The sequence below is a fragment of the Hahella chejuensis KCTC 2396 genome, assembly GCF_000012985.1.
Classification (GTDB): domain Bacteria; phylum Pseudomonadota; class Gammaproteobacteria; order Pseudomonadales; family Oleiphilaceae; genus Hahella; species Hahella chejuensis.
Map to the genome: position 1 here is coordinate 5,624,737 of NC_007645.1, position 26,039 is coordinate 5,650,775.

17 protein-coding genes and 6 tRNA genes are annotated in these 26,039 nt (G+C 53.0%); 19 read left to right on the forward strand and 4 right to left on the reverse strand.

All coding sequences use genetic code 11. The features are described 5' to 3' along the window. The first annotated feature begins 244 nt into the window (after positions 1-244). Genes HCH_RS24675 through HCH_RS24685 form a run of 3 tightly spaced genes read left to right on the forward strand, consistent with a single transcriptional unit; the run spans position 245 to position 9,097 of the window. The gene (locus HCH_RS24675) at positions 245-3,550 is read left to right on the forward strand and encodes an AAA family ATPase (protein WP_011399222.1); all 3,306 of its coding nucleotides are present in this window, start codon (positions 245-247) and stop codon (positions 3,548-3,550) included. Beyond that, positions 3,547-6,828, forward strand: a complete 3,282-nt coding sequence (locus HCH_RS24680) for an AAA family ATPase (RefSeq protein ID WP_011399223.1) — start codon at positions 3,547-3,549, stop codon at positions 6,826-6,828. The genes HCH_RS24675 and HCH_RS24680 overlap by 4 nt, the downstream gene beginning before the upstream one ends. 4 nt (positions 6,829-6,832) lie before the next feature. Continuing rightward, the gene (locus tag HCH_RS24685; RefSeq protein ID WP_011399224.1) at positions 6,833-9,097 is read left to right on the forward strand and encodes an AAA family ATPase; all 2,265 of its coding nucleotides are present in this window, start codon (positions 6,833-6,835) and stop codon (positions 9,095-9,097) included. 12 nt (positions 9,098-9,109) lie between these two features. Here the strand turns inward: HCH_RS24685 and HCH_RS24690 are convergent, their stop codons facing one another. Further along, entirely contained in the window at positions 9,110-11,590 is a 2,481-nt protein-coding gene (locus tag HCH_RS24690; RefSeq protein WP_011399225.1) for an acylase, read from the reverse strand. 143 nt (positions 11,591-11,733) lie between these two features. Beyond that, on the reverse strand, positions 11,734-13,368 hold the full coding sequence (rtcR, locus tag HCH_RS24695) for an RNA repair transcriptional activator RtcR (RefSeq protein ID WP_011399226.1): 1,635 nt from the start codon (positions 13,366-13,368) through the stop codon (positions 11,734-11,736). 209 nt (positions 13,369-13,577) lie between these two features. On the opposite strand from rtcR, the gene HCH_RS33965 reads away from it, so the two are divergent. The 13 genes from HCH_RS33965 (at position 13,578) to HCH_RS24755 (ending at position 21,554) form a co-directional block, all read left to right on the forward strand. Continuing rightward, positions 13,578-13,802, forward strand: coding sequence for a hypothetical protein (locus tag HCH_RS33965; protein WP_148212656.1), 225 nt, complete (start codon positions 13,578-13,580; stop codon positions 13,800-13,802). A gap of 277 nt (positions 13,803-14,079) precedes the next feature. Further along, positions 14,080-14,167, forward strand: a tRNA-Ser gene (locus HCH_RS24700). Between the two features lie 28 nt (positions 14,168-14,195). Further along, a tRNA-Ser gene (locus HCH_RS24705) sits at positions 14,196-14,282 on the forward strand. A 28-nt stretch (positions 14,283-14,310) separates the two neighbouring features. Continuing rightward, positions 14,311-14,385: transfer RNA gene (locus HCH_RS24710), tRNA-Asp, on the forward strand. A 21-nt stretch (positions 14,386-14,406) separates the two neighbouring features. Continuing rightward, entirely contained in the window at positions 14,407-14,625 is a 219-nt protein-coding gene (locus HCH_RS24715) for a hypothetical protein (RefSeq protein WP_011399229.1), read from the forward strand. Positions 14,626-14,633: 8 nt separating this feature from the next. After that, a tRNA-Leu gene (locus HCH_RS24720) sits at positions 14,634-14,720 on the forward strand. A 46-nt stretch (positions 14,721-14,766) separates the two neighbouring features. Then, positions 14,767-14,842 (forward strand) — tRNA-Trp (locus HCH_RS24725). 146 nt (positions 14,843-14,988) lie between these two features. Continuing rightward, positions 14,989-15,063: transfer RNA gene (locus HCH_RS24730), tRNA-Gln, on the forward strand. A gap of 60 nt (positions 15,064-15,123) precedes the next feature. Beyond that, positions 15,124-15,684: an HNH endonuclease gene (locus HCH_RS24735; protein ID WP_011399230.1), complete on the forward strand. Its 561-nt coding sequence runs from the start codon at positions 15,124-15,126 to the stop codon at positions 15,682-15,684. Positions 15,685-15,967: 283 nt separating this feature from the next. Then, positions 15,968-16,489, forward strand: coding sequence for a hypothetical protein (locus HCH_RS24740; protein ID WP_011399231.1), 522 nt, complete (start codon positions 15,968-15,970; stop codon positions 16,487-16,489). A gap of 383 nt (positions 16,490-16,872) precedes the next feature. Then, positions 16,873-19,161: a PEP/pyruvate-binding domain-containing protein gene (locus HCH_RS24745; protein WP_011399233.1), complete on the forward strand. Its 2,289-nt coding sequence runs from the start codon at positions 16,873-16,875 to the stop codon at positions 19,159-19,161. Then, positions 19,118-20,521 carry a PQQ-binding-like beta-propeller repeat protein gene (locus HCH_RS24750; protein WP_011399234.1) on the forward strand — a complete coding sequence of 468 codons (1,404 nt, stop codon included), beginning with the start codon at positions 19,118-19,120 and terminating at the stop codon, positions 20,519-20,521. Before HCH_RS24745 ends, HCH_RS24750 begins: the two co-directional genes overlap by 44 nt. A 118-nt stretch (positions 20,522-20,639) precedes the next feature. Next, on the forward strand, positions 20,640-21,554 hold the full coding sequence (locus HCH_RS24755; protein WP_011399235.1) for a pirin family protein: 915 nt from the start codon (positions 20,640-20,642) through the stop codon (positions 21,552-21,554). A 22-nt stretch (positions 21,555-21,576) separates the two neighbouring features. On the opposite strand, the gene HCH_RS24760 is transcribed toward HCH_RS24755, so the two are convergent. Together HCH_RS24760 and HCH_RS24765 are read right to left on the reverse strand one after the other, a co-directional pair. Continuing rightward, entirely contained in the window at positions 21,577-21,996 is a 420-nt protein-coding gene (locus HCH_RS24760) for a DUF4274 domain-containing protein (protein WP_011399236.1), read from the reverse strand. 17 nt (positions 21,997-22,013) lie between these two features. Beyond that, positions 22,014-22,748 (reverse strand): 4'-phosphopantetheinyl transferase family protein, encoded by a 735-nt coding sequence (locus tag HCH_RS24765; RefSeq protein ID WP_011399237.1) that lies wholly within the window; start codon positions 22,746-22,748, stop codon positions 22,014-22,016. A 281-nt stretch (positions 22,749-23,029) separates the two neighbouring features. Here HCH_RS24765 and HCH_RS24770 point away from each other — a divergent pair, with 281 nt between their 5' ends. From HCH_RS24770 to HCH_RS24780, 3 genes are all read left to right on the forward strand, one after another. After that, on the forward strand, positions 23,030-24,214 hold the full coding sequence (locus HCH_RS24770) for a hypothetical protein (protein WP_041598912.1): 1,185 nt from the start codon (positions 23,030-23,032) through the stop codon (positions 24,212-24,214). Next, a complete protein-coding gene (locus tag HCH_RS24775) occupies positions 24,208-24,900 on the forward strand; it encodes a hypothetical protein (protein ID WP_011399240.1) in 693 nt (230 codons plus the stop codon). The genes HCH_RS24770 and HCH_RS24775 overlap by 7 nt, the downstream gene beginning before the upstream one ends. A 235-nt stretch (positions 24,901-25,135) precedes the next feature. Beyond that, on the forward strand, positions 25,136-25,624 hold the full coding sequence (locus tag HCH_RS24780; protein WP_011399241.1) for an acyl-CoA thioesterase: 489 nt from the start codon (positions 25,136-25,138) through the stop codon (positions 25,622-25,624). The last annotated feature ends 415 nt before the right edge of the window (positions 25,625-26,039 follow it).

The window sequence follows — 26,039 nt, forward strand, 5'->3', positions numbered from 1 at the left end:
AAAACCACTGGAGACAAGCCCCGACATGGGCTGACGCGATCGTTTACAGACAAAGAGGACGGACTCTATGGATCTGCCGGATGAATAGTTTTGACCTCGGACAATAAAGCCTGCGTTAGGCCCGCGCCGAGAATATAACTTTGACTCTCAATTGTTTTCCCAGGCCATATTCGTAAGAATATCCCCTTTTCCATTCGCACCGTCCGGACAGGCGCGTCATTTCCATTGCGCAGATGTTTCAGCCATGAGTAAACAGTTTAGTTTCCCCTTCTATAACACCATTCTCACCCACGAAAGCGGCGTCACACTCACCCTTCCAGGCAATATGACCGAAATTGCATGGCTGAACGCTCCCAGCGCCCATGTGGCCCGCCAGTTTCAAAAGCGTGCGCAGCGTAAACTACTGAAACAGGGCGAATATGTTGAGCTGCTGCACTATCTGCCGGAAGGCGAAACGGAAGTGCGTGAGGTGAAAGTCAAGGTCCCTGCCTCCAGAGAAGGCGGCTATACAGGACATGAGATCACGTTCGAGGCCGTAATCTGGCGCTTGCGCCAAGGGGAAATCCTCGGCGTGGTTCCAGCCTTGGCCGTCGCCTGCCTCTGCTGGGACGAAGAACAGATCATGCAGCGGGTCAGCGAATGCATTCAGCTGGAAATGCTGCGTAATAAGCGCTTCGGCAGCGCACGCTCGCTGATCGCCTGTCAGTGGTATGCGCCCCCCAAAGTCGTGCGTGAGGAGGTGATGCTGGAGTTCTACACGCCAGCCGAACTGGCGGACCTGCGTCGCCAGCAGGACGAGCCGGTGATCGCGAAAACCGCGCGGCGCATGCATCGCAGCCGCGCCAGCGTGTTTGGTCTGGACGCTTATGTCGACACGTTAAATCGCAACCTGCTGGGCGAGTTCCGCCAAAGCGTGCTGGTGGTTGGCCCCAGCGGCTGCGGCAAGACCGCGCTCATCAACGAGTTTGTGAAGCGCCACTTCACCGGCGTAAACAGCAACAAGATTCCCTGGCGCACCACCGCAGCGCAAATGCTGCAAGCTCTGACCCAACAGGGCGGCTGGCGTCACGCTCTGGGCCTGTGGGTGCGAGAAGCCCGCACCAACGGCGAAATCATATACCTGGGCAACCTCAGCGAACTATTTGAAGTTGGACAGTACCAGGGCAATAGCGTCAGTATCGCCGAAGCCCTGCGTGATCCACTATCCCGCAATGAAGTCACTCTCATCGCGGAAGTAACCGAAGAACAGTTGGCCGCCATTGATTTACGCGCTCCCGGCTACAGCCAGTTGTTCCATATCGTGCGTTTCACCGAACGCGGCGAGGAGGAGGAAAACCAGATCGCGCGGCAGGCCATTCAAGCCCAGGCCGACCTTTTCAATATTCGCATCGCCCCCAACGCCATTGAACGCATTATCCTGCTGCAACGCCGCTATGCGCCCTATTCCGGCTATCCAGGCAAGATCATCCGCTTCTTTGAAAACATGATTCTGGCGGCCCGCAAAGACAATGGCGCCATCAGTGAGAATGAAGCCATATCCGCCTCTTGTGAAGAGAGCGGCATGCCGCGTTTTCTGGTGGACCATCAGGCGCGCCTGGACGCGGATAAAGTCCGCGAACATTTCCGTCGCCGCATCGTCGGTCAGACTCAGGCGGTGGAGGCTCTGGTGCGCGCCATCATTACCGTCAAAGCCGGTCTGGCGCCCCGCGGCAAACCCATAGCATCGCTGTTGTTTGTGGGCCCTACCGGCGTCGGCAAAACGGAAATGGCGAAAACCCTGGCGCAGTTTATGTTCGGAGATGAGAAACGCCTGTTGCGCTTCGATATGAGCGAATACAGCGACCCTTACTCCGTCACCCGACTGACCGCCACCGGCGAGGCCAGTCTGGTGACCAAGGTGCGCCAGCAACCCTTCTCCGTATTGCTGTTCGACGAAATAGAAAAAGCCGACCCGGCGTTCTATGACCTGCTACTGCAGGTGCTGGGGGAAGGACGACTTACCGATGACCACGGCGAGTCCGCCAATTTTTGTAGCGCGCTGATTATCATGACTTCCAATCTTGGCGCTCAGCAGTTCATGCAAAACAGCGTCGGCTTCAGCACGGAAGATAAAACTGACGCCGCCGCCCAACGCCATTTCGAACAGACGGCGGCGAAATACTTCCGCCCGGAACTGTTCAACCGCATCGATCAGGTCGCGCCGTTCTTCGCCCTGACGCAAGCAGAACAAATGATCGTGCTGCAGAAAGAAATGCGTCGCTTACAGGGCGCCGCCGGGCTAAGCAATCGTCAGGTCAGTTTAAACTTTGAAGACCCGGTCTGGAGCCATCTGAACAACCTGCCCTCGGACCCGCGCTACGGCGCCCGCTCCGTGCAGCGGCTCTTGCGCAAGCATGTCACCGCCCACCTGGCGCCGGCGCTCAGCGCCCGCCCCCACGAAGATCCCCTGGAGATCACCGCCACCGTCAGCGCAGACGCACTGAGCTTCGACGCCCGCGTCACCCACCAGGAGAAACGCGCCAGAGGCTATTTCATGGAGCTGACCGAGAAGGTCGCCGCCCATCGCCGCGATCTGCAGGCGCTGCAGGAAAGTCCCACCTGGATCTCCTGCCTCAGCGAGCTTGATCAGATGGACGCGCGCAAACGTCGCAAGCGTAATTCGTTTTGGGAGGACCCGGAGCAAACCCGGCGCTATGGTGAGTTGTTCAACCTGCGCGAGGCGCTTACACAACGCATAGACGACGCCTACGCACTGGAAAATGAGTGCCTCGGGCAATTACTCGATCAACACAGCGCCATGCGCGCGGAAGACTATGAAGAGGCGTTGCGCGAACTACAGACGCGCTTTGACGACTTCCTGATCGAAATCGAGAGCACGCTCAACCCGCACTACAATCGACATCTTTTGTTCGTGTACGGCGGCCAGCCTCAACTCGACCGTCTGTCCCTGTGGTACGAACGCTGGTTCGAAAAATTAGACCATGACTACACCCGGGTATGGATCTATTTAGACCCCGACTTGGACGCCAATCCGATAACGGAGGCCGTCCCCCACGGCGAGTTTGTCGAGCTGGTGACGTTGCCGCCCTATAAAGTCAGTAAAGACATGCTCACTCAGGAAGAACTGCCTCTGATCGGTATGGGCTGGGTTTTATCCGGCGCCTGCGTGCAGTATTTCTGGCGTCATGACCACGGCAAAGTGGACTGGGCCACGGAAGAAGACAAAAACGCGCCGATGTACATCGATTTCAACGACGCCAAGCTGGACGAATATGAGGTTCCCGCCGGCATTCACCGCATGAAGTTTTACAAAGACATGAAAGCCCATCGCAAAGTCCGCGAGGAAGAGTATCAGGACGAACGCTTCGGCGATCCGCAGACCTATCAGGACCTTTTCGGGCATTCAGAGCGGGTCAAACACAAAGCCGCCCGCTCCCTGCAGGAAAAGCTGCTGGCCCGACTCGTCATCCGCCAGGAAAAGAAACCGGAAGACAAAAAGCGCGGCGCTAAATCCGCCTATGACGACGCCGCAGGAGGACTGCAGGAATGACCTTACTGCGACTGGAATTTCCCACCCTGGTGGAAAGCCGCAACGGCGAGTTCACCCTGACGCCACTGCTGACGGAGGGCTTTATTGTCAGTCGACGCCGCTATGGAGACGCCCTGCGCAGCTATCAATCCTCGCTCAAAAAAACCTTCGACGATCGACGCCTGGACCGGGACAGCGTGGAGCATTTGCTCTGGCTGTGCTTCCAGCCGGACTATCGGTTCGAGTTGATCCACCTGAGGTTCAAGTCCGGCATGCACTTGGTGGACGGCTTGTTTGCAGTGGCGCAATATCAGGTGCGCGAGCATCGCTACCTCTGTCTTCCCAAGCTGAATTACCAGACGCTGCTCATCCCTGACGACGTGGAGACGCGCCCACAGCTGATTGAATTTCTGGCAGGGAGAATCGGCGTGTATATTCGCAGTCAGCGCAAAGCGGATGAATCCTTCGACATCAAGCGGCTGTATTCTCAGGCCGGCGATTCCGCCACCACCATCGGCGTTTCCGTGAATGTCGAGCAAAGCGACTTTCCCTTCGAACAAAGCGCAGCGTCGCTATTTTCCTTTTTCTCCGCCAGCCGCGAGTTCAGCGGCGCCTACGAACTGAAAAAGACAGCGGAAGATCTCGCCCAATTTTATCCAGATGATCTGGAAGGCTCGCTGCATCGCGAGAGTGAAACCGTCTGGCTGGAACGCGCCCTGTTCTCCGGCAAACCGCAACCCGTAGTTATCGTCGGCGCGCCCGGCGTCGGCAAAAGCAACCTGATCCAGCACACGCTGGCCCAGTACATGGCGAACAGCGACGTCAAAGCGCCGGAGCGACTGCAAAAACTCTGGCTGCTTGATCCATTACGAGTAATCGCCGGGATGAGCGTGGTGGGCGAATGGGAGCGGCGCTTTGAAGCGATTCTCAGCTGGGTTAAAAAGCGCCTGCAGGAGACCTACGGCATCCGCACTCCGGACGTGCTCTACATCGACAATCCCGTGGCGCTATTCCGCATCGGTAAGAGCTCGCAAACCAGCCTTACGCTTAGTCATGTGCTAAAGCCCTATCTGGAGCGCCGGGAAATCGGACTGGTGTTGGAAGCGACGCCCTATGAATGGCGCCGTATTCAACAACTGGACCGCGGCTTCGCCGACCTGTTTCAGGTATTGCGACTGGAGCCGCTGCCAGCGGAAAAGCTGTCGCAAATTTATGTGCGCCGACGCGCGCAATGGGAACGTGAATACAACTGTGAAATCGCCTCCCAGGCGCTGCTTACCCTGCTGGGACTGGAGCCAGGTTTTCGCGGCGACAGCGCCCTGCCCGGCTCGGTATTGAGCGTCCTGCGCGACATCGCCGTGAAGCATCAAGGCAGACGCGCCGACGAGCAGGCAGTGTATGAGGCGTTCCAAACCAACTTCCATTTCCGCAAAACCTTGATCGACAAAAACGCCACGCTACAGGAAAACGAAGTACGCCGTTTCTTCGAACAGCGTCTGGTAGGTCAACCCCAGGCGCAGGACGTGCTGACGGATACCGTGATGACCATCAAGGCGCAACTGACGCCCTTGGGCAAACCGCTCAATACCCTGCTGTTCATCGGCCCCACCGGCGTGGGAAAAACCGAAGCGGCGAAGCTGCTCACACAACGATTATTCAATAACAGCGACTGCCTGGTGCGCATTGACCTGAACGAGTTCGTCGACGCCGGCGCCGTGCATCGCCTGATCGGCGACGGCATGGGCCAGGGCGGTTTACTGACAGAGCGAGTGCGTTATCAGAAAGCCTGCGTGCTGTTGCTGGATGAAATCGAAAAAGCGCATCCCAAGGTCCATGACCTGCTGCTGCAATTGCTGGATGACGGTCGTCTTACCGACGCCATGGGCAAGACCACCGACTTCACCCAGACCGTCGTGATCATGACCTCCAACATCGGCGCCAAAGAGGCCGCGTCGCGGTTTGGCTTCAGCCATCATAGCGACGACAACGCGGCGACTTATCGCAAGAGCGTGGAGCAGTTTTTCCGCCCGGAAATGATCAACCGCATCAACGACATCGTTGTCTTTAACCCACTGCAACACAGCGACATGCAAAGGCTCGCGCAACTGCACATGCAACGCCTGTTGGAGCGGGACGGCTTTATTCGTCGCAGCACGATTTTGAACATAGACCCGGCCTGTCTTAACCGGCTGGCGGACGCAAGCTTTGATCCCCTGTTGGGCGCGCGTGCGCTGAAACGCAATCTGGAGCGGGTTATCACGCATCTGACGGCGCAACGGCTGGCGGAACTGGACAGCCTGGACCCGATCATGCTGACCCTGTTCGACGGCCCGCATAGCGTTGACAGCCGCATTACCCGCTTCCGCCACCAGTCCGTCATAGCGGGCGCATTGCCGCGTCCAGAGCAGGACTACACTCTGCCGGACTACCAAAGAATGGTCGCCGCGCTGCAGGCGCTGGATGAGCGCCTGCACCAGCCACAAAGTCTGCTGCATCCCGGCAGAGACTATGAGGATTACTGGCGCTGGCACCTTAGCGACGCTCTGCGCGAATTGCTGGAGCCCCTGCAAACCTATACCTGGGAAAGCGAGGAGCGCAGCAGAACCCAGCGCCTGCAGGCCAATATGCCTTTCCGCACCTCGGCGCGGCCGCGCGATGGCTGGCGTTCCATACGTCTGGATTTTTCAGCGCTGGCGGCGCAGAACGACCTGCGTGACTACCTCAATGGCCTCTACCAGAAAGCGGAGGATTTCGTCGATTACAACATGGGCGACTGCCTCCAGCTCGGCGTCGATTTCAGCTTCGTGCTGTTTATCGCGCATTCTTATCTGAACCGGGGGCTGGATCAGGGCTGTCTGGTAATCCGCTCCCTGGTGACGGAAAAAGGTCAAATGGGCGTGCGCTTCCTGACTAACGCCTATGAGCAAGCGCTGGGACGGCTGGGCGAGGTGCAGGACAGCCGCATCAGCGACGACTGCGTGGCGCTGGCGCTGCGCGGCCCAGGGCTGCAGCGTTATTTCAGCTATGAACAGGGAGTACACCTCTTTATCGAAGAATCCAATCTGCAAGTGCCCGTGACCGTGGCGTTTTACCCGGGATTATCTGCGGAAGAAGGCCGTCTACGCCGTCTGGAGCAGGACCACCAGGGCGACCTGGATATCCTGCGTCTTTACACCACGCCCACCGCTACCCAGCGAGAATTCGGGGTCACTGATCTGCGCACCGGACTGATGTTGAACGGCTCCCCCATGCTCGCCGATTGGCGCCTATTGATAAGCCCCGCCTGCAAAGGAGACTGACGCCATGGCGATTGAAGAATTTCCCGTAGCCTGCTGGACCTTGGAAAGCGGCGATGTGATCGGCGTGATTCTGGGCACGGAACTGGTAGTGATGGAGTCGCATCCATCCAAGATACGCAACGCCGCGTCAGAGTGTCTGGCCAAGGCCATCAAACAGGGAGAATGCCTGTACAGCCCGGAGATCAGCAGCCCGCAAATCAGCTTCCATACGATTAATGCGTTGTTGTCCTATCGTTCGGATCAGGGCGTGTATCCGCTTTCGGCGCCCAGCGCTTTCCGCATTGCGGCGGTGCATAGCCGCGACCCCAACAGGGGTTTCGGCGAATGCTTTCTGCCGTTTCTACAGCGCTCGTTTTACTACTATGACGAAGTGCAGCTGAAAACGCTGATCGAGCATTTTTCACTGCAAGTGTTGAATAACGTCACGCCGGAAGAAGCCTATCGCTACGTCATGCCTTCCGAACCCTGGCTGGAAGTGGTCAGTTTCGACCGCGGCAAGGTACGTCCTTCTCTACAACAGCATAACAGCGCCGCGATGGAGTACATGCTGACAGTGTCGGATCAGGCGCCATTGCCGAAGCGCGTCAAACGCCAGGTCAGCCGCCTCCCGGAAGTCGCCTGGGAGCGAGGCGAGATGATCCAGCGACTGGCGGAGGAATTACTGGAAGGACGCAGCAGTTGCCTGCTGATCGGCGAACAAGGCGTCGGCAAGAGCGTGCTTTGGCAGGAACCCGTGCGGGTGGCCGCGCGCCTCAGCAAATCAGGCGAAGCGCCCCTCACCTTCTGGCGCTCCACGCCGCAACGCATCATCGCCAAGGCCAAGTATCTTGGGGAGTGGCAGGAAGTGTGCGATGAAGTGGTGGAGTCTCTGGCGCAAGTCAACGGCGTGCTCTGGCTCAATGATTTCATCAGCCTGCTGTCCATCGGCGGCGAAGGCCAGGAAGACTCCATGGCGGCCTACCTGCGCTCCTATCTCGCCAAAGGCCAGATCCGCATTATCGGCGAGCTGCGCCCGCAAGAACTGGAAGCGGCGCGTAATAAGCTGCCGGGGTTCCTGCATTTATTTGAACAGATCAACGTCACGGAACTATCCGGCCGCTCCGCGCAACGGGTGGTGCAGGCTTACGCCAATTACGCCGCCTCCAACTTCGCCATCGACACCCGCGACGATGCGCTGGAGACGGTATCGCAATTAGTCAGACGCTATATCAAATACGAGAGAGCGCCGGGCAATCTGGTGCGCTTTTATCACCACTGCGTCAAAAACGCCTTTGAACAAAAGCAGGCGACCATCACCCGTGATCAGGTCATCGCCGACTTTGTCGCCTACACCGGGTTGCCGGAGCTGTTTCTGCGGGATGAACAGGCGCTGTCTCAGCAAGCGCTACTGGACTACTTCAAAACCCGCATCATCGGTCAGGACAGCATCCTCGAACAGTTATGCCGGGTCATTCAGATCTTCAAAGCGGGCCTCAACGACCCGCAAAAGCCGATAGCGACATTGCTGTTCGCCGGCCCTACCGGCGTTGGCAAGACCGCCGCCACCAAAGCGCTGGCGGATTATTTCTTCAGCGCAGGTCAGAGTAAAAATCCGCTGTTCCGGCTCGATATGAGCGAGTTCCAGCACCCCGGACACATTGAGCGTCTGATAGGCGGCGAGGGTAAACCCAGCCCACTGGTGCAGCATGTGCGCGCCAACCCGTTTTCCGTAGTATTGCTGGATGAGATTGAAAAAGCCGACGACAGCGTCTTTGACGCCCTGCTCTCAACGCTGGATGAAGGTCTGCTGACTGATCGCTTCGGCCGCACCACCGACTTCCGCAACACCATCATCATCATGACCACGAACCTGGGCGTTAATACCGGCGGCGGCGTGGGCTTCTCCGCAACGGAAAAACGCGGGCAGGTCTCGATGAGCGGTATTCGCGACTTCTTCCGTCCCGAGTTCATCAACCGTATCGACGCCATTCTCTGCTTCAATCCGCTTGATCGCGACAGCATCTTAAGCATCGCCCGGCGCGAGCTGGAGTTGCTAAACCAGCGCGAACGCATCCGGGAGCAAAAGCTCAAGCTCAGCTTCAGCGACGCGTTGGTGGCGCATGTCGCAGAGGCGGGATTCAGCGAGCTTTACGGCGCGCGTCCGATTCAACGCGCCATCGAGCAACGGGTCGTGGCGGAGCTGGCGTCATATCTGGTGACGCGGGAACATACGCCGTCGCATATCCACTTGGATGCAATCGACGGCGCAGTGGTCATTCGCGACGAGTAGGCGCCCTACGCTCTAATTGATATCCAGCTTAATGCGCAGCTCCGACTGCGTATTGGCTGCGATATCCTGCTCGCGGAAGCGCAGTGGACGCAATCGCGGCTGCTGCGAATAAAACTCCGTCTGGTCAAGATAATACGGCGACTCTGGATTGGCGGACTGGGAGTATGTCAAAAGCCCTTCCGCGACCGGCCCATTAACGGTAAAGCTTACCGCCATCATCCAGCTCGATCCGTGACTAAGGTGATACCCTATGGCCTCCGCGCTGATTTTTGATCCCGGTAAGTAAGGATAAATATGCCGGGGCAACAGGGTTCCGTCTGATTTAATCCAGGGATTGAACACATTGAAGCCGCCTTCTATGTGGGCGGCGCCGCTCCACGGGAAACGGACGCCGCTCGGTGAACCGTCAAGCGTACTCATTTCGACAAACTGCGCTTCGCCAAGAGTCGTTTCCAGGGACAGTCCCGCCGCCTGCACATATCCTATCGCCGTCGCCAATTGCTCCAGCACCTTATCGTTCGGGTCCAGTCTGTTGGGCGTATTGAGAGGGTCCTGAGGAGAGAATGGCTTGCGCCATTGCGGGTCCTGATCAAACTGCCAGGCGAACTCCCGAAACAATACCCCGCCCCGGCTCTCCGCGTTCATCACGCCATCCCACAAACTCAACGCATAACAGCCCTCACTGATGTCCACCGGTTCGCCGTTGACGATGACCGGCTCATCGCCTCGCGCCCTGCAGGCGGCCAACAGATCCTCCAATATTTCCTCACCTAAATAAGAACGATTGTTCAGGAGCGCTTCTTTCAGTTCAGGCAAAGTGAAACGCCCATCCCAACCAGCGGTGTCGGTCAGCAACCGTTGCCCCATACGTGAACGCCATGACTGTTCATTATCCACCGCCCCATACAAAGTGGAGACGCCCCGTATCGGGCTGGCGGGATTGGTCAACCAATAGCTGTCATTGGAGTTTTGCACAAAATCGAAGCGCATGAGTTTCGGCGCTTTGGAAAAAGGAGACGGTCCCTTAAAGTCATAGACCGAGGCGTCGCCCGGCAGGATGGTGAACTCAAGCTGCTCCCGTAACTTTCTCCACTTGGTGTCAGTAGTCAGCGCGGTCTCGGCTTCAGGGCTCAGCTCGGGAACCGTTGAATCATCAATGTAAAATGCGTCGCCTGCTTCGTCCACCACCATCGTGTTATTGAAGATGACGCCGTCGAACTGCTTGAATACCTTACGGACGTCCGACATGTCGCGGGCCAGGTTCAAGCCCAGCCAGGTATCGATCAGATCGAAATTCGCGCGGTTGGCGTCTTTGATGCTATAGGCTACAAAGCTTCCTTCCGAAGCCTCTCCCCACGGCAACACGTCAGGATGAGCAACCATGGGGCCATAGTCGCTGACATACAGGTCTTTACTCAGCGCAAACACAGCATCTGGAGCCACTTTCACATCAATGACATAACTGCGTTTCCGGATGCGACGACGCTCGCCATCCACAAGGTAGGTCATCCCCGTCGGATCTTCCTGATCCAGCTTCAATTCGTAGACAATAAAATGCTCTGCAGTGGAATAGGTGTGCGTCCAGGCGACATGCTCATTGAAGCCGATGTTCACCACACCCGGCATGCCCGCCACCGACGCGCCCATCACATTCATGGCGCCGGGTATCGTCAGATGCTGTTGCCAGAATCGCAAATTGCCCGTGAATGGAAAATGCGGGTTGGCCAGTAACATGCCCTTGCCATTGGCGGTTTTGCGCTTGCCCAAAGCCCAGCCGTTAGAGCCCAACCCCAATCTGGACTTATTAGGCAGAGCAGCCAGCTCAACAGGAGCGCTATTGTTGGAAGCCCAAGGCGGCGACAGCCCACTGTCCGCCATCTGCGGCAAATAGCTCTCGCCCGGCGGCGCAGCGACATAGATCTGCGTCAAGAAGCCTGAAGAGCTCGACATCAGCGCCAATCCGAGGGAGTAAGTCAGCAAATCCACATCCGAAATAGGACGCACCCAGGGCTGACCTGCGCAAGCAGGGTCGATATGGTCGACGCCCACTTCCGCCAGATACTTGTTGTAGCCGCTGGCGTATCCCGATAACAACGCCCGGCTGGCGTCGCTCATGGCGTCCAGCCCCTCCTCCGCCTGCTTGCGAAGCTCCAGAGCCAGGTAACCGAAATCGTTAATGAGGTTTTGTGAATCGCCGGAGCCTGAAACCTGGTCCGGTCCGAAAAAGCGAGAGCGTTGACTGTTATATTTGATGATCTGGTCAGCCAGGATGCAGATATTATCCTGAGCGAAAGCGTATCCCGAACCAAATGCGAGGCTTTGCAGGTTATCCGCTTCGATGTGCGGCGCGCCGAACTCCGTGCGGCGGATGCGCGCCTCCAGCACCCCATCATCGTCAAAGGCGACGGGTTGTTCGAAACACCCCGTCAGTCCCAGGGCCAGCATCAGTACGACGCCGCGATAACCCCGTGGCCATTTTCCCAAATGCAACATAGAAAACTCCTTTTCTTGTTATAGCGCCCCTGGATAGCTCACAGGCTCTCCCCTTGGCGATGTTCCACTCTCCTTCGCAACACCTTCTATGCTCAGGCTGGACAAGCCATTTATACTCCCGCCGCCGTTAAATGTACACGGCGCTACCAGGCGTTTTTTATCTGGTCGAAATGCAGGCCGTACTTGTCCAGAATCGCCGCCACGCGCTGGCTGTCATTCAAACGCCGCTTCTTCAGACGCGAGGCGGCAAACAACCGCCTACCCGCCTCCGCAGCGGAACTACTGTCCCGGCAAGCGCGCACCACGGCTTCCAATTGCACCTGATCCAGGTGATCCATTTCCTCTATCTGCTCTGGCGACAACAGGTTTTCCAGCAGAATGGCCTCCACCTGCTGAGTGGTTGAGCGCAGCTCCATCCCCCAGAGATACCCCAGACGCTCCATCTCCGACTCCACTAGCGCCACATCGATCTCTCCTGCTTCCGCCAATGTCGCCATGCGCGTAACGCTGGCGTTGAGGTCGCGAAAGTTGCCTTTCCACAACGCACTGAGAGAGCAGGCGAACTTGAGATAGCGCTTGCGGCTTTCCTGACTGAAGCGCACGCGAATCCCGTTTTCACGCTCAAAGCGCTGCAATTCATAGTCGAGATTAGGTTCGATATCTTCATGCCGCTCCGCCAGCCCCGGCAAACGATATGTCCACAGGTTGATGCGCGAGAACAAATCTTCCCGGAAGCGTCCGTCGATAACATCCTTGCGCAAGTCTCTGTTAGTGCCGGCGATGAGTTGAAAGTCGCTGTTTTCTTCTTTATCCGCTCCCAGAGGGAAAAAGCGTTTATCCTCTATGGCCCGTAGCAGCATCGCCTGCTCGTCCAACGGCAGCTCACCGATCTCATCCAGAAACAACACGCCGCCATCGGCCTCCTTCAACAAGCCGTCCCGCTTCTCAACCGCTCCCGTAAAGGCGCCCTTGCGATGCCCAAACAATGCGGACATGGCGTTATCCCCACGCAAGGTGGCGCAGTTGACCTCCACAAAAGCGCCTTTCACATCCTGACGCTTGCGCTTCAGTTCGTAGATACGAGAGCCCAGCCGTGATTTACCGGCGCCGGTCGGTCCCGTAATCAAAATCGGCGCGCGAGTGCGAATCGCCACGGTCTCAATCTGCTTTATCAACTGATTGAAATCCGCATTACGGGTATCGATGCCGGATTTCAAATAATCGGTGTCGCGCTTGCGCGATTGACTGAATATTTCCGCCACGGAGCGCGGCGCGTTATCCAGATCGATCACTTCCACCTTGCTGCCGCCTTCATGATCCCGGCTCGGCGCGGTTTGCAGCAGCTTGCCGGGGAAATAGCGGGCGCCCACAGACAAAAAGATAGATATCTGCTGAATGTGGGAGCCGGTGGTGATATGAAAGAAGTACTCCTCCTTCTCCGTATCAAAGGGGTAGCCATCAATAAACTGATACAGCTTGGGGAATACCTTATGCAGATCCCAGGGCGCATCGAAATCCAGTTGCTGCAGATCCACCTGAAGCTTGGGCGCCACGTCGCCAATATCGGCGATCACTTCGTCCGCCAGTTCGCGATCCTGCGGGTTATATAGCAACACTAAGCGATCGACAGGAAACGCTTCTGGATGTTGCGCAATGGACACGGTAGGCCGCCAGCGTTGCCAGCGCTTTTCGTATTTGCCCCGGCGCCGTGACACGGCGTCCATAGTGGAGCCTAAAAATCCAAACACCACTTTATGTTTACGTTTCCTGATCGCCACGCCGCTCTACCCATTCCGCAATAGACTTAATGGTGGGAATTCTAGATGAAAACTTCTTTTTTTCGAACGCTTGATTCAAAAATAAGAAAATTCTCTTTTCTTAAAGATATCCATCACCATGCAACAAAATCCCCGCTCACACTCCTCAGCCCCCGGAAAATATAGCGAACGTAGATTTCTTCATCGCAAACAAAAAGTTGGCACAACTAGTGCTTACTTACGGGCAACCTAAATTTAACGCCTCCATTGCGGATAACGACATGTTCTTCATGATCAAGCACTTCAATCAACAACCAGGACAGATACTGAGCCAGCCAATAAGTAACGGCTTAGTGGCCTGCCTGCGCCATAACGATTGGTATTGCGGTTATTCCAGCGACTGGAGCAAATCAAACGATCTCGGCGAATCAAAGGCGAACCCCACCCTTCGATGACGTAATCACGTCCGGAGGGAAGCAAACGCCCTCCGGACACTCTCCCCTCACAAGGAACGAGAACCCGGCGGGCGAAAGCTCACCGGGTTTTTTTATGTGTTTTTTTCGAGCAGCGCGGTAAAAACGTCGCGTGACGAAAGAGAGCACATAACAAAGAACGGTTACCTGGAGCGATTGCACAGGCACATCAAGCTCCAACATTTTTGTACTGCGTTCTTTGTATGAAACGCCTGCAATCGGGACTAAGGAGCAAGCAGAGATTGCATGAAAGAACAAAGGTAGGCTGGCCGAATGGTAAGGCAGCGAGTTGCTAACTCGTCGAACCCCTTGGGGTTCTGCAGGTTCGAGTCCTGCGCCTACCGCCACCTTTTAGACATAGGAAGTCATAGAAACGGAGAGTTGCCAGAACGGTAATGGAGCAGTCTTGAAAACTGTGGCTTGGGAACAGGCATGGGGGTTCGAATCCCTCACTCTCCGCCAGATATTTTGACGACGAAAAAACGAACACGGCCTGTTGGTCCAATGGCGAAGACGCCGGGTTGTCTCCCCGGAAACAAGAGTTCAATTCTCTTACAGGCCGCCATTTATAGCGAGGTAAACAAGCATGTACAGCAATCAATTAGCGGAAGGTTTCGCCGCTAATCAGGCGGCTTACCTCAAACAGAGATTAGACCGCCGCCTGGGCCATGACCGGACTCAAATCCGGGTAGATCAAAATGATCTGATCGTGGTTTTGGAAAGAAGCGACTTGATCCGCATCGCCGCCGGCGACATCCCCACACGCATCGGGGAGTTGCGAGTGAAGGCGAAGCTGACAGGTTAATGAATCACGCGTTCGTGATGGAAATGGCAGACATACCTGGCTTAGAACCAGGCGCCGTAATCGGCATGCGAGTTCGAGTCTCGCCGAACGCACCACATTTACTAGCGATCTAAAAAACACTTATCGCTTAAAACGTATTACAGCCCGGTAGCTTAACTGGCAGAGCAGCGGCTTCCAAACCCGCCAGGTGATGGTTCGAATCCGTCCCGGGTTGCCAATTTGATTAACGAAATAGACCAGAAAAGAGGAAAAGGTCATGGAAAACGAGTTCGACGAACGAGTCGTCGTCCCCAGCAACAATTAAAAACCGTCATTCTTACTGGCGATACCGCCTCAAGGATGACCTCGATTTACCCTCACCCCTGCCCCGTAGCTTAATTGGTAAAGCACCGGACTTTGACTCCGGGAACCCTGGTTCGAATCCAGGCGGGGCGGCCAATTTCAACCAGATAAACCTTAAAAAATCAGAACATGTAGACAGATAGAAGAGATGTAGTCATGAGCACCCCTCGCATACTTAGATTAGACAAAACCGGCCAACCCATGCAGTGGATGAGCCAGGAAGAAGCGGCCACGCTAATCTGCAACGACCGCGTACTCTGGAGCGCCGGCGATAACGTCATTGTTTTGCGAGGCGGAACAGGACGTGACGGGCAACGGTCCACCCTTGAAATCCCAACCATCATCGCTTCCGAAGGACGCGACAAACATGTGATGGAAACTCCGCCGCTGACCAACAAATACCTGTTCCGGCGGGATGACAGCACCTGCATGTACTGTGGATTGACGTTCCCTTATGAACTGCTCAGTCGGGATCACATCATGCCGGTGTCGCGGGGTGGTAGGGATATCTGGAAAAACGTCGTTTGCGCCTGCATCCGGTGCAACAACTTCAAAAGAGACCGCACACCGGAAGAAGCCGGCATGCCTCTTCTAGCCGTGCCATTCGTACCCAGCCGGTACGAATATCTGTATCTGGCCAACAGAAACATTCTGGGAGACCAAATGGAGTTTCTACGTAAAGGTTTCAGTCGCCACCTGCTAGCGAGAATAGCCTGAACCACCTCACCCTTAGCGGCCTTCGGGTCGCTTTTTTTCACTCAGATAGAAGCATCAGCAGCAATAAATAAACGAGCCAGATGGGAAGAAAGGCGCCAGGCGGTGTATAGTCTCTATATGTTTATTTTTGCCAAAAAATGCACTCGTACGTTTTTTCTTGAATGAGTTAGCTCGAATTTCCACGTCTTTTACACTAGAGCCAGCGGACTGGAAGACGTATTTCTTCTAAGCTCGGAAACAGAAGTTCACGCGTGCAATATCTAAAGGTTTACGCAAATCCAGAATGAAGATAGCACTCATATTTTTAGCTTTCTTAACACTTGCATCATGCTCAACGCCACCAGACCTTGATGCCATACAAACACGATTCGAGACTGATACCACCCCCTATGAAAAGCTCACAGCGATGGTTACCGAAGATTTTCAAGGAGAGTATTGTTTTAGCGTCGGAGTAAATATTATCGGAGACTTTAGGGAATATTCTGATGGATGGAGTCATACAAAGGACTACGAGAGTAAATTAAGTCTTTCGCAGGTTTTAAAAGACGTCAGTATTTCTGAGAATAGATATAAGTCATATTTAGCGCTGTTTAAAACCACACAAAGCGAACGCATTACTTTTTGTCCGCCATCCAAATACTACATTATGGCCCATCGCTCGGGGCTGGGTATTTCTGGATGTTTATTAGATATAGTGAAAGGCGTCACTCCTCCCGCTGCATATGGTAAGCGGAACAACGGAGAGGACTTCATGGAAGTTAGAGTGTTAAATAATGAATGGTGGATGGAGTATAAATGCACCTGAATCTGAATAACGAATTACTGAACGCTTGCACATACTGCTGCACTTATTGGTTAAACCCAAGAATCACAGCGCTACAAAGCGGCCAGCGCTACCTTTCCCGCCTATATAAACAAGGAAAACAATAACAATGAGGAACGCATATACGCCCCCCAAAATAATAGCAACTTAATACTCCTCACCCCAAAAACTGATATCTTTTCAACAACAAATGTATATTTAATGCATGAATATTTATTTCCACCCTTATAATCATATAACCAACATTAAAACACCCATAAATTAAATAGTAAGTATTTAATACGGATGAAGTTTAAAACAGCCATGGTATGTTGTAGCTCGACAAAATTTAATTAAAATATATTTTGCAATTAAAGGGAGTTATTGTGATTTATTCTTTTTCGTCACTACCAGAAGAAAAAACAGAGGTAGGCGGCAAGGCTTATATGCTGGCGATGATGACGCAAATGGGAATACGCGTCCCCGAAGGTTTTATCTTAGACGCAAAACCCAGCCAGGAAGAGCTTGCAACCATTTACCAAACATTGGGAAATCAGTTTTGCGTCGCCGTGCGCAGTTCCGCAACCGGAGAGGATTCCAAAGAACACAGCTTCGCCGGGCAAAACTCCACGTTTCTATTTATCAGAACTCGGGAAGACCTGGTCAACGCCATTAACAACTGCTTTGACTCTATCCTCAAAGAGTCTTCCACCACTTATCGCAAACACTTCCTCGGCTCCGCCAAAGCCGTCCCCATGAATGTCGTGATCCAGCAAATGATCGACGCCAAATACGCCGGCGTCTTCTTCACCAAAGATCCCAGAGATGAAGACAAAGGCTGGCTGCTGGAATATATCAGCGGCGTCGGGGAAGATCTTGTTTCCGGCAAAAAAACGCCCAGACAAATTCATGAAAACAGCGGCAGCGACGACATCAAACCAGAACAGGTCGAGGAGATCGTCAACGTCTCCCGGCAGCTGGAAGCAAAATACCATCAGGACTTCGATATCGAGTGGGCGATTGACGACAAGGGCGTCGTCTACCTGCTGCAAGCGCGTCCCATCACCGCCAAGAACTCCATCTCGCAGATCAAAAAATTCGGTTTGGAAGAACTGGAGCGTCTGAAAACCCAATACAGCAAAGACACCACTTGGGATGGGCAAACTTTCGCCGAGCTTTCAATCAACCCGAGCATTTTCTCCACGGAGCTTTGGAGCGACTCGTTCAAGAAAAACGCCGCCTTCGACAAAGCGCTGCAGAAGATCGGCTATCTGGGCTTTCGCGACATGAAAGAAGGCGAGTCGATTCTGGATAACGTCTTCGGCAAGAATTACGTCAACCTCACCCGACTGGCGCCGCTCTATTTCGGACCCATGCCCTACTCCATCGAGCCGCTGCCCAGACCGCACCTGAAATTCCATGTCTCCAAGATCAACCTGAAAACCATTCTCTACACTCCCAAGACCGTGTTCAAAATGGTCTCGGCGGGGCTGAGCGTGAACACTCACAGAAAAGAGTTCATCAATCTCGCCAGCAAGGATCTGATAAGTTTTTCCACCGTCATGGACCGGCCCAACGACCTCAGCTATTACCGATCCTGGAGCGACGACGACCTGAAAGGCCGCCTGTTGAAAGAGATGATCGTTTTTACCCGCGACACGCTGGTATGGCCGTACATTCTGATTTCTCTGACAGAAACCACTATCCAAACCCTGCACTCCCTGTTGGCGAATATCTTTAACGATCAGAAAGCCGCAGAGCTGATACGACAGTGGACCGGTAACGGAATCAGAACTGAAACCTTTGAGATGGCTCGCTATTTTAAAAAGGCCTGCGCCAAGCCCGAGTTGCGGGGCATGTTTCTGGAGAAATACGGCCATCGCGGCCCGGGCGAATTAGACCTGATATCCAAACGCTGGATCGAACTGGGCGAGGACGCCTTTTACGATCTCAGCGTGGAGGATTATGAGAAGGGCAAAAACAACCACACCTTTATCGACGTCGAAGAAGAAATAAACCAGTTTAAAACCTTCAAGAAAACGCTGGTTCTTGAAGAATGGCGGCTTCTGAAAGAGCTTCTGGAGCTGCGGGAAAAATGGAAAATGGCGATCCTCAAACCTTTCGCCCATTTCCGCTATATCCTGCTGGAATTCGGCCAGCGTTATGAATTGCCTTCCAACGATATTTTCTGGCTGAACGCGGAAGAAATTATCCACTTCGACAAAGCCGCGTATGCATCGCGAATTGAAGAACGCAAACTCAAATCCAAACTGTTCAAGCATTTCAATTTTTCCGCCGTCACCTCCATTCAGGAAATCGAGAATGTCCTGAATAACCGGCAACCGCAGAACGACAACCTGAAGGGCGAAGGCATTTCTCCCGGGCTGGTCAAAGGAGAAGTGCTGGTTATCAACGATCCGAACAAATGGAAGAACATCAAGTGGCCGGCGAACCCGATTGTGGTGGCGGAGTCCACTGATCCGGGCTGGACGCCGATCTTCATCAAAGCCAAGGGCATTATTGTTTCAAAAGGCGGCGTGCTGTCGCACTGCGCCATCGTTGCGAGAGAAATGGGAATTCCTGCAGTGAGTGGAATCATCAACTGCCATAACAAATTTAAAGGAGGAGAGAATGTTTGGCTTGACGGAAATGATGGAACTATCCGCATCATCTAATACCCTCAGTGAAGGTTATCAATACGCTATAGTTCCAACTGTATTATTGCCCCTGGCCTTTTTGGGAACCGCCCTCAGCGTCGTCGCCACCTTCATTGCAGGGATGTTCGGCGTGAAGCTGAAAGCCGAAGGTCCCAAAAAGCTGCTGGAACTGCTGCTCAAGCCAAAAGTGCTGCTCGCCGCCGTCGCGCTGAATCTGGCGATTTACGGGGGCTATCTTGGCGTTGATTACGTGAAAAACGGTCCAGTGCCGCAGACAGTGCAAAAGCTCGCTAATTCGGACACCACCTACCACCAGAAAGCCATGCAGGGCGACCGGGCGCTTTGGAAGCAATCCCTGGAAGGCGAAGGAATATTCGCACGGGGAACCATCGTCAACGGCGAGCTGTTCTTTGGCACCAATGAGGGTTACCTATACGTCGCCGACGCCGATACCGGCGCACTCAAAAACAAACTGTTCTTCGGCAAATTTCTCTCTCCCAGCCCCACGCTTTATAAGGGCTTTCTGTATTTCGGAGAAGGCTTGCATCAATCTCACAGTATGGGCGTGTATAAATTCGACCCGGAGAAAAAACAGGTTGTTTCGCACTTCAGGACCAACGGCCACACAGAAATTTTTCCCGTATTCACCAATAGCGATGGCAAGGATTACCTGCTGCAGACCGCAGGTGAAGACGGCCTTTACGCCATTAATCCAGACACAATGGAGAAAATCTGGCAGTTCAAAGGCGGTCACATGGACGGTTTCGCGCTGGTGCAAGGCGACTATGTCTATATCGGCAGCGGCATTCCCAGGGAAGGCTTCAGCATAAACAGACCGTTCGCCTACAAATTGAACCTGAAAGACGGATCTATCGTCTGGAAAAAAGAGCTGCCCCTGTCTGCCTGGTACGGCCCCGTTCAAGTACAGGACGATGTCTGCTTTATCCAGGGGGAAATTCATATCGACACCCATGTGGGCGGGCTGTCCTGTTTCACACAAGCCGGTGAAAGAGCGCACTCCCTCGTTATCAATTACCCCGTGGTGGGAAAACCCATCGTTAAAAACGACACCATTTACTTCAACGATTACTACGGCAACCTCTACGCCTGGGACGCCATCAATAACAAACTCAAATGGGAAATCGAATCGGAGATCAAAAAAGGCGCCTACTCCTCCCTGCAATTTTATAACGAGAAGGAAATCATCTACGCCAAACGCACCGGCGGCGTCCTCATCATTAATATGGAAAGCGGCGAAGTCCGGGAAAACATAGACTTCGCCCAAGACGAACTCATCTACGCAGACCCCCTCGTCAAAGAAGACGCTTTCTACCTGTTTGGCATGAAAGGGAGTATTTTTAAGTCGGCGAAGATCTAACCCTCTCTCTGGAGGAGCTTGACCTGCAAGCTCCTTTTGTCTGGCGGCTTGGTTAGTAGCTATCCTGAATAGAGTCCACCCCGCATAACCAAGGTGACACAGACGCCCAGGAGGCGCGATGAGCAATCTGACCAAACAGAACGAATATGAGTGTGACGTCAAAGACTCTTGCGGCGCTATCCAGTTGATCATCGAACCCAGGGAGAAAGATCTCGGCGGCTTTTCGGTGCGCAGGACATTGCCTACCGCCAAACGCAAAATGGTGGGGCCGTGGATTTTCTTCGATCATATGGGGCCGGCCAATTTCCCCGCAGGAGATGGCGTCAACGTCCGCCCACACCCCCATATTGGCATCGCCACCGTGACCTATCTGTTTGATGGCGAAATACTGCACCGGGATTCCCTGGGAAGCGTCCAGCCAATCCAGCCTGGCGATATAAATCTCATGGTCGCAGGACGAGGCATTGTGCATTCAGAGCGTGAAAGACCGGAAATCCGCAATAAGGATCACAGCGTACATGGGCTACAACTTTGGCTGACCCTGCCAGTAGACCAAGAGGAAATCGAGCCGGCTTTTTACCATTATCCCGGCGCAAGCATTCCACAGGTCACCGTTGACGGCGTCGACGTGCGGGTAATGATGGGAAGCGCATGCGGCGTCGCCTCCCCGGTAAAAGTCTTTGCAGAAACCTTATATCTGGAGGCCCACCTGCAACCCGGACAAACCTTCACACTACCACAGACGGAAGAGCGCGCCGTTTATGTGGCGCAGGGCGAACTGAAAGCCAGGGATAACTTGCTTCCACAATACGCCATGGCGTTCTTCTCCAACGAACCCGACGTCACCGTGGAAGCGACTCAGGACACTCGTCTCGTTCTTATCGGCGGCGAGTCATTCAATAAACGCTTCATCGACTGGAACTTTGTTTCCAGCCGCAAAGAGCGTATTGAACTAGCTAAACAAGACTGGAAAAACGGACGTTTTCCGCAGGTTCCAGGGGATGAAGATGATTTTATTCCATTGCCGGAATAGCAAGGGAATAATCTCTGCGGCGTTATAAATTCGCCGCTTTTAACTCATCAGGAATACGCCACTTCGAACCTTCAGGCTCCGCGCTTTCCTGTGGCGGTTGATAGGGGATCAAGTTGGTAGCGAAATCATTATTGAGCAAGCGCTTTTCAATAGCTTTCATTAGCTTAAACGCTTTCTTCTGATGACTGTCGTCGATGTTTTTTTCTGATGCATACTGGGTGAAATAGTCAGGCGCAAACCCCCAATAGATTTGCAAGGCGCTACCGCGATCCAGCTTTTCGTCTTTAATCAGTCTGGCGAGCTTCCTGTAACCCAACTCCTCTTCCGTATCCCAATCAATCTCATCAAGCCGCCCCTGCAAGCCATAACAAGGCTGCGTGTGGAGCCGAATAAGCTCCACGATATCAATCCCAAACTCGTCTCTGAGAATTTCCGCCGCCACAGAGGATTAAACTTACACTACCTCAAACGAATGATTGAAGTCAGCACGCCCATTTGCAGATACTCAAAACCCCCTTCAAAACGCAATCCTTGGCGCAAAGCAGGAGTCAGTTCCTGAGCCAGCTCGACTTGGAAGCTTCCTTCCCTTTCGTCAATAGACACCATATTGGCCGCGTCAAAACCAAAATAATATCCCACGTCGGAATACAGCGATTTAAACAGGCTTTCTTTTGCTGAAAAGATCAGGGTGAGCATGCGCGGGTCTGGATGAGAAGAACTGCCGACAAACTGGTAATCCTCCTCGGTGAGAATAGATCCAACAATATCAGCAGCCACTTTTTCGCTGAGCATATTCTCCACATCAATGCCGACGCTTTTTACTCGATCACTATCAGCCACGGCGCAAATAGCCATGTCCTGCGCATGACTGATTGATCCGGTGAATGACTCAGGCCAAACAGGCGCGCGGTTCTCGCCAATCCCGACAGAAAGATCAGTCGCCCCTAATGTCATTAACGCACGCCGCGCCACATAACGTCCCGCAACAAACTCGGCTCTGCGTTTCGCCACCGCCCTGTTCATTGAGTCAGGCAAATCCGTTCCAAGAAAATGATTCACCATGTCATCTGAATAGCGATCCACGGAAAACTCACATTGAAAGCATACCCCCGGAAACCCGGGAATTTTTCGCTCAGAGAGATGCTTGATATACAGGTCAGTTGAATCGCTCAACACGCGGTCATTCACTTCCATGCCCCTTGGCCATACAAAAGCGCCATGATACTAGCCGGCTTCACTCATAGCGACTTTCGTTAGCGCGACCTGCAAAAAACAAGTTGGCCAAGAATTAATCCATATAGCCTAACCCCCATGCCCAATTTCAGAAATCGGTGAATCGAATAAAATTTCATCCAATTTTCCTTAGGGATGAGGCGCCGAACCTGCCCAGCCAAGAGCTATCACTGCAATCCCCCACGGCTGTCTCATCAACTTGTTAATCTTTTTTTATTGATACTTAACAGGAATGTTTGCAGATGAGTTTTGACAGTCAAGCCCGCTTCGGCATCGCCCCTTTCGCTCCCCAGAAACCCTTGAGACAAGGTGGTCAGCAAGGTGAATTCATAATCTTTAGCAAAGAGACTCAGGGAAAATCAGGCCGAAAGGTTTTCATCAATACAGGCCTAATCCCAGTCTTCATGACCCTTATTAATCCTGACACTTTTGACGGCACAGCAATTACTAAGCAAATAGTCGCGCTTAAAGGAATAGCCGGAGGCTTGCAAAGCTGTAGCAATCTCAAAAGCGCATTTGAGCATATGATCCTAATCAAACACGTCCAAATTTTTTACAAGATAATACAGGATGGGCCTGTTAAAGCTGGCGTTTACATTACAAATATTCGTCCTGCTTACTCTCGAGACACTAACCAAGCCGGACTATATAATGTAAACCCTCTGTCAGGATCATCACACGCATCCATAACTCATTGCCCTAATAGCTACATAGATAGCAAATATAATTTTGCGGCAATAAATGGCGCAAGCGAGGGAATAGAAGAAGCCGCCAACAACATATATAAAACGAATATTCCAAAGACAGACTATGGTGATAAGCAAGGGTTCAGCCTATTTTACAACCCTACACATTTTGTAAACGACCTTGGGGTTTGGATAACTCCAGCCTTAAAAACTCACGACCCTGAGTCTGCAGCCAAGAAACTAGTAGAGGTATTCATAGATACTTCAAAGCACAGACGGATTATGGGAAAAAGTAAAAAGCTAAGTTGGCTTATTTTTGGCAACGGAGTTAAGTTGCTTGAAATGGCCCTAAACAGCATCCCGGCTGGCCTTTCTGAAAGAAAGGATCTGCTTGAACAGCATAAATTTCAAATAGTAGATCCTAGTACAGATCCCGGCTTAGTCCTAAGAAGGCTCAATAAGCTTGGTGCACAATTTGACGACCAACCAGTCCTAGCAACAAGCAAAATGTCTCGCGCAAGCGCCATCAATATGGCCATTTCCAGAAATAATATATCTGGTGAGATCAAAGAGCTTAGTAAAAGTCAAAATAAGGACTATAGTGGAGCAGCACTATCGTTCTTAAACGGCACACACGATGCAAGCAAAACCTTTAGCAAAGCCCACAACTCAATGCACCTGCCAAGACATTACACTTTTGAGGAAATTGTAAAACAAGCAAAAGGAATGTATAAATGGTAAACTTAGGCCCAATTTCAGGCCCAGACTATAAGAATGCGCCAATAACAACTATTGACGCCTCGGATATAGCTATAACGTTTAGACTGCCAGAAAGGCTTTCCAATAGTCACCCATACATTGCATCTCACATTGATTTGTCGTGCGATTCAGATTTTGAAAGTCACGCTAGTATCGGGTTTTCTTCATTAGAGCTAGTAGACGCTAATTGGGAGTATCGTTTCATAAACAGTGACTTATTAGCAGGGAGTTTCATGCTCGGCATGAATCTATGGAAAGTAGATATCAGTCAGCATAACTTGAAAAGTCTATTAGTCCCCCAAGACTACCAAAAGTGGCTATTGAACTATTTTGAAGCTATATTTCAAAGTGCAGGCGAAGGCAGTCCATCTTTTTGGCGCCCCACCAGCGGCGATGATTTAAAGGCATTTAAAAAAGACGGAATGCCTTGGTTGAAAGGGCGATTTGGAAGTCTGGATATTCACCGCCTTTATTACTGGGTAAACACGCCTATCACCAGTGATCTATGCCTCCACTTTACAATCATACTTTCCGGTTTTGTAGAAGACCATATAGCCCCAAAGGAAGAAGTGGACAAAATGCTGGATGGCTATATTGATGACTTCCTCGAGCACTTCCACATCCAATATTCCCCAGAAACTCTGGCGGAGATGGATCAGTATAAGTAACTTCAAACGGCGCATTGCTTGATGCGCCGTTTTCATTCTTCTCTCTCAAACCCGCCCCCCCATCCCAGCTCGCTTAACCTTTAGTCCGACAGGGTTAATGCTTAGATCATATGTCTAATTATCCAGACAGTTAGCGGGCTTTATAGTGTTTCCACAGCTATTATTTAATCAGGCGACTACTACGGATACTTAGAGCATTGCCTGACGTTTTTGAGCAGTTAACAAGGGTAAAGCCATGTCATCGCAAACGACGGATAAACGACAACTGACGCTGCAGTTTCTCGCAGAGCCCACTGACGTCAACTTCGGGGGCAAAGTGCACGGCGGCGTGGTGATGAAATGGATTGACCTCGCCGGCTACGCCTGTGCGGCGGGATGGAGCGGACGTTACTGCGTGACGGCTTATGTGGGCGGCATTCGTTTTATTTGTCCCATCCATATCGGCATGCTGGTGGAAGTGCAAGCCAAGGTGATTTATACCGGCCAGAGCAGCATGCACCTCGCTATCGACGTTTATTGCCGCGACCCCATCGAGCAGGAGCGCAAGAAAGCCACGCACTGCATCATGATCTTCGTCGCCATTGATCGTGACGGCAAACCGGTGAGAGTGCCCACTTGGGAGCCGAAAACCAAGAAGGACGTCAAGCTACGCGACTACGCTCTGAAGCTGATGAGTCTGCGCCAGGAAATCGACGAGGAAATGAAAGATTACTTCAACGAGTAACCCTCCCAAGGCTCCTCAACAGACCGGCCGCCAACCAGCGCTGGTCTCAACGCCTCCCCAACTCCTTCGTCATCTCAACAATCCCTAACACTTTCACTGTAATTTTGCTGTTTCGGCCCCCTCGGTTTTCCACTAATATGCCCGCCCGGGCCACACTCTGTCATAATGTCTGAAACTTGCCGGCCGGCGTGGGATTGGACCTCATTCAGGCTTGCGGCGCAGGAGTTTTGGCGCAACATCTTCAACGTCAATATCGCTTAATTTCTCGACAGTTTCGCAAAAATCAAGTATGGATGAGGACTTATCGGCCAAGCATGGCGGGTGGTCGCCACCGAAACAGGAGTTTAAAGACAAAGGGTACACTGACGCGGAATACCGGATTCGGTAGAAAGGTGTTTGTACGTGGTTTCTCAAA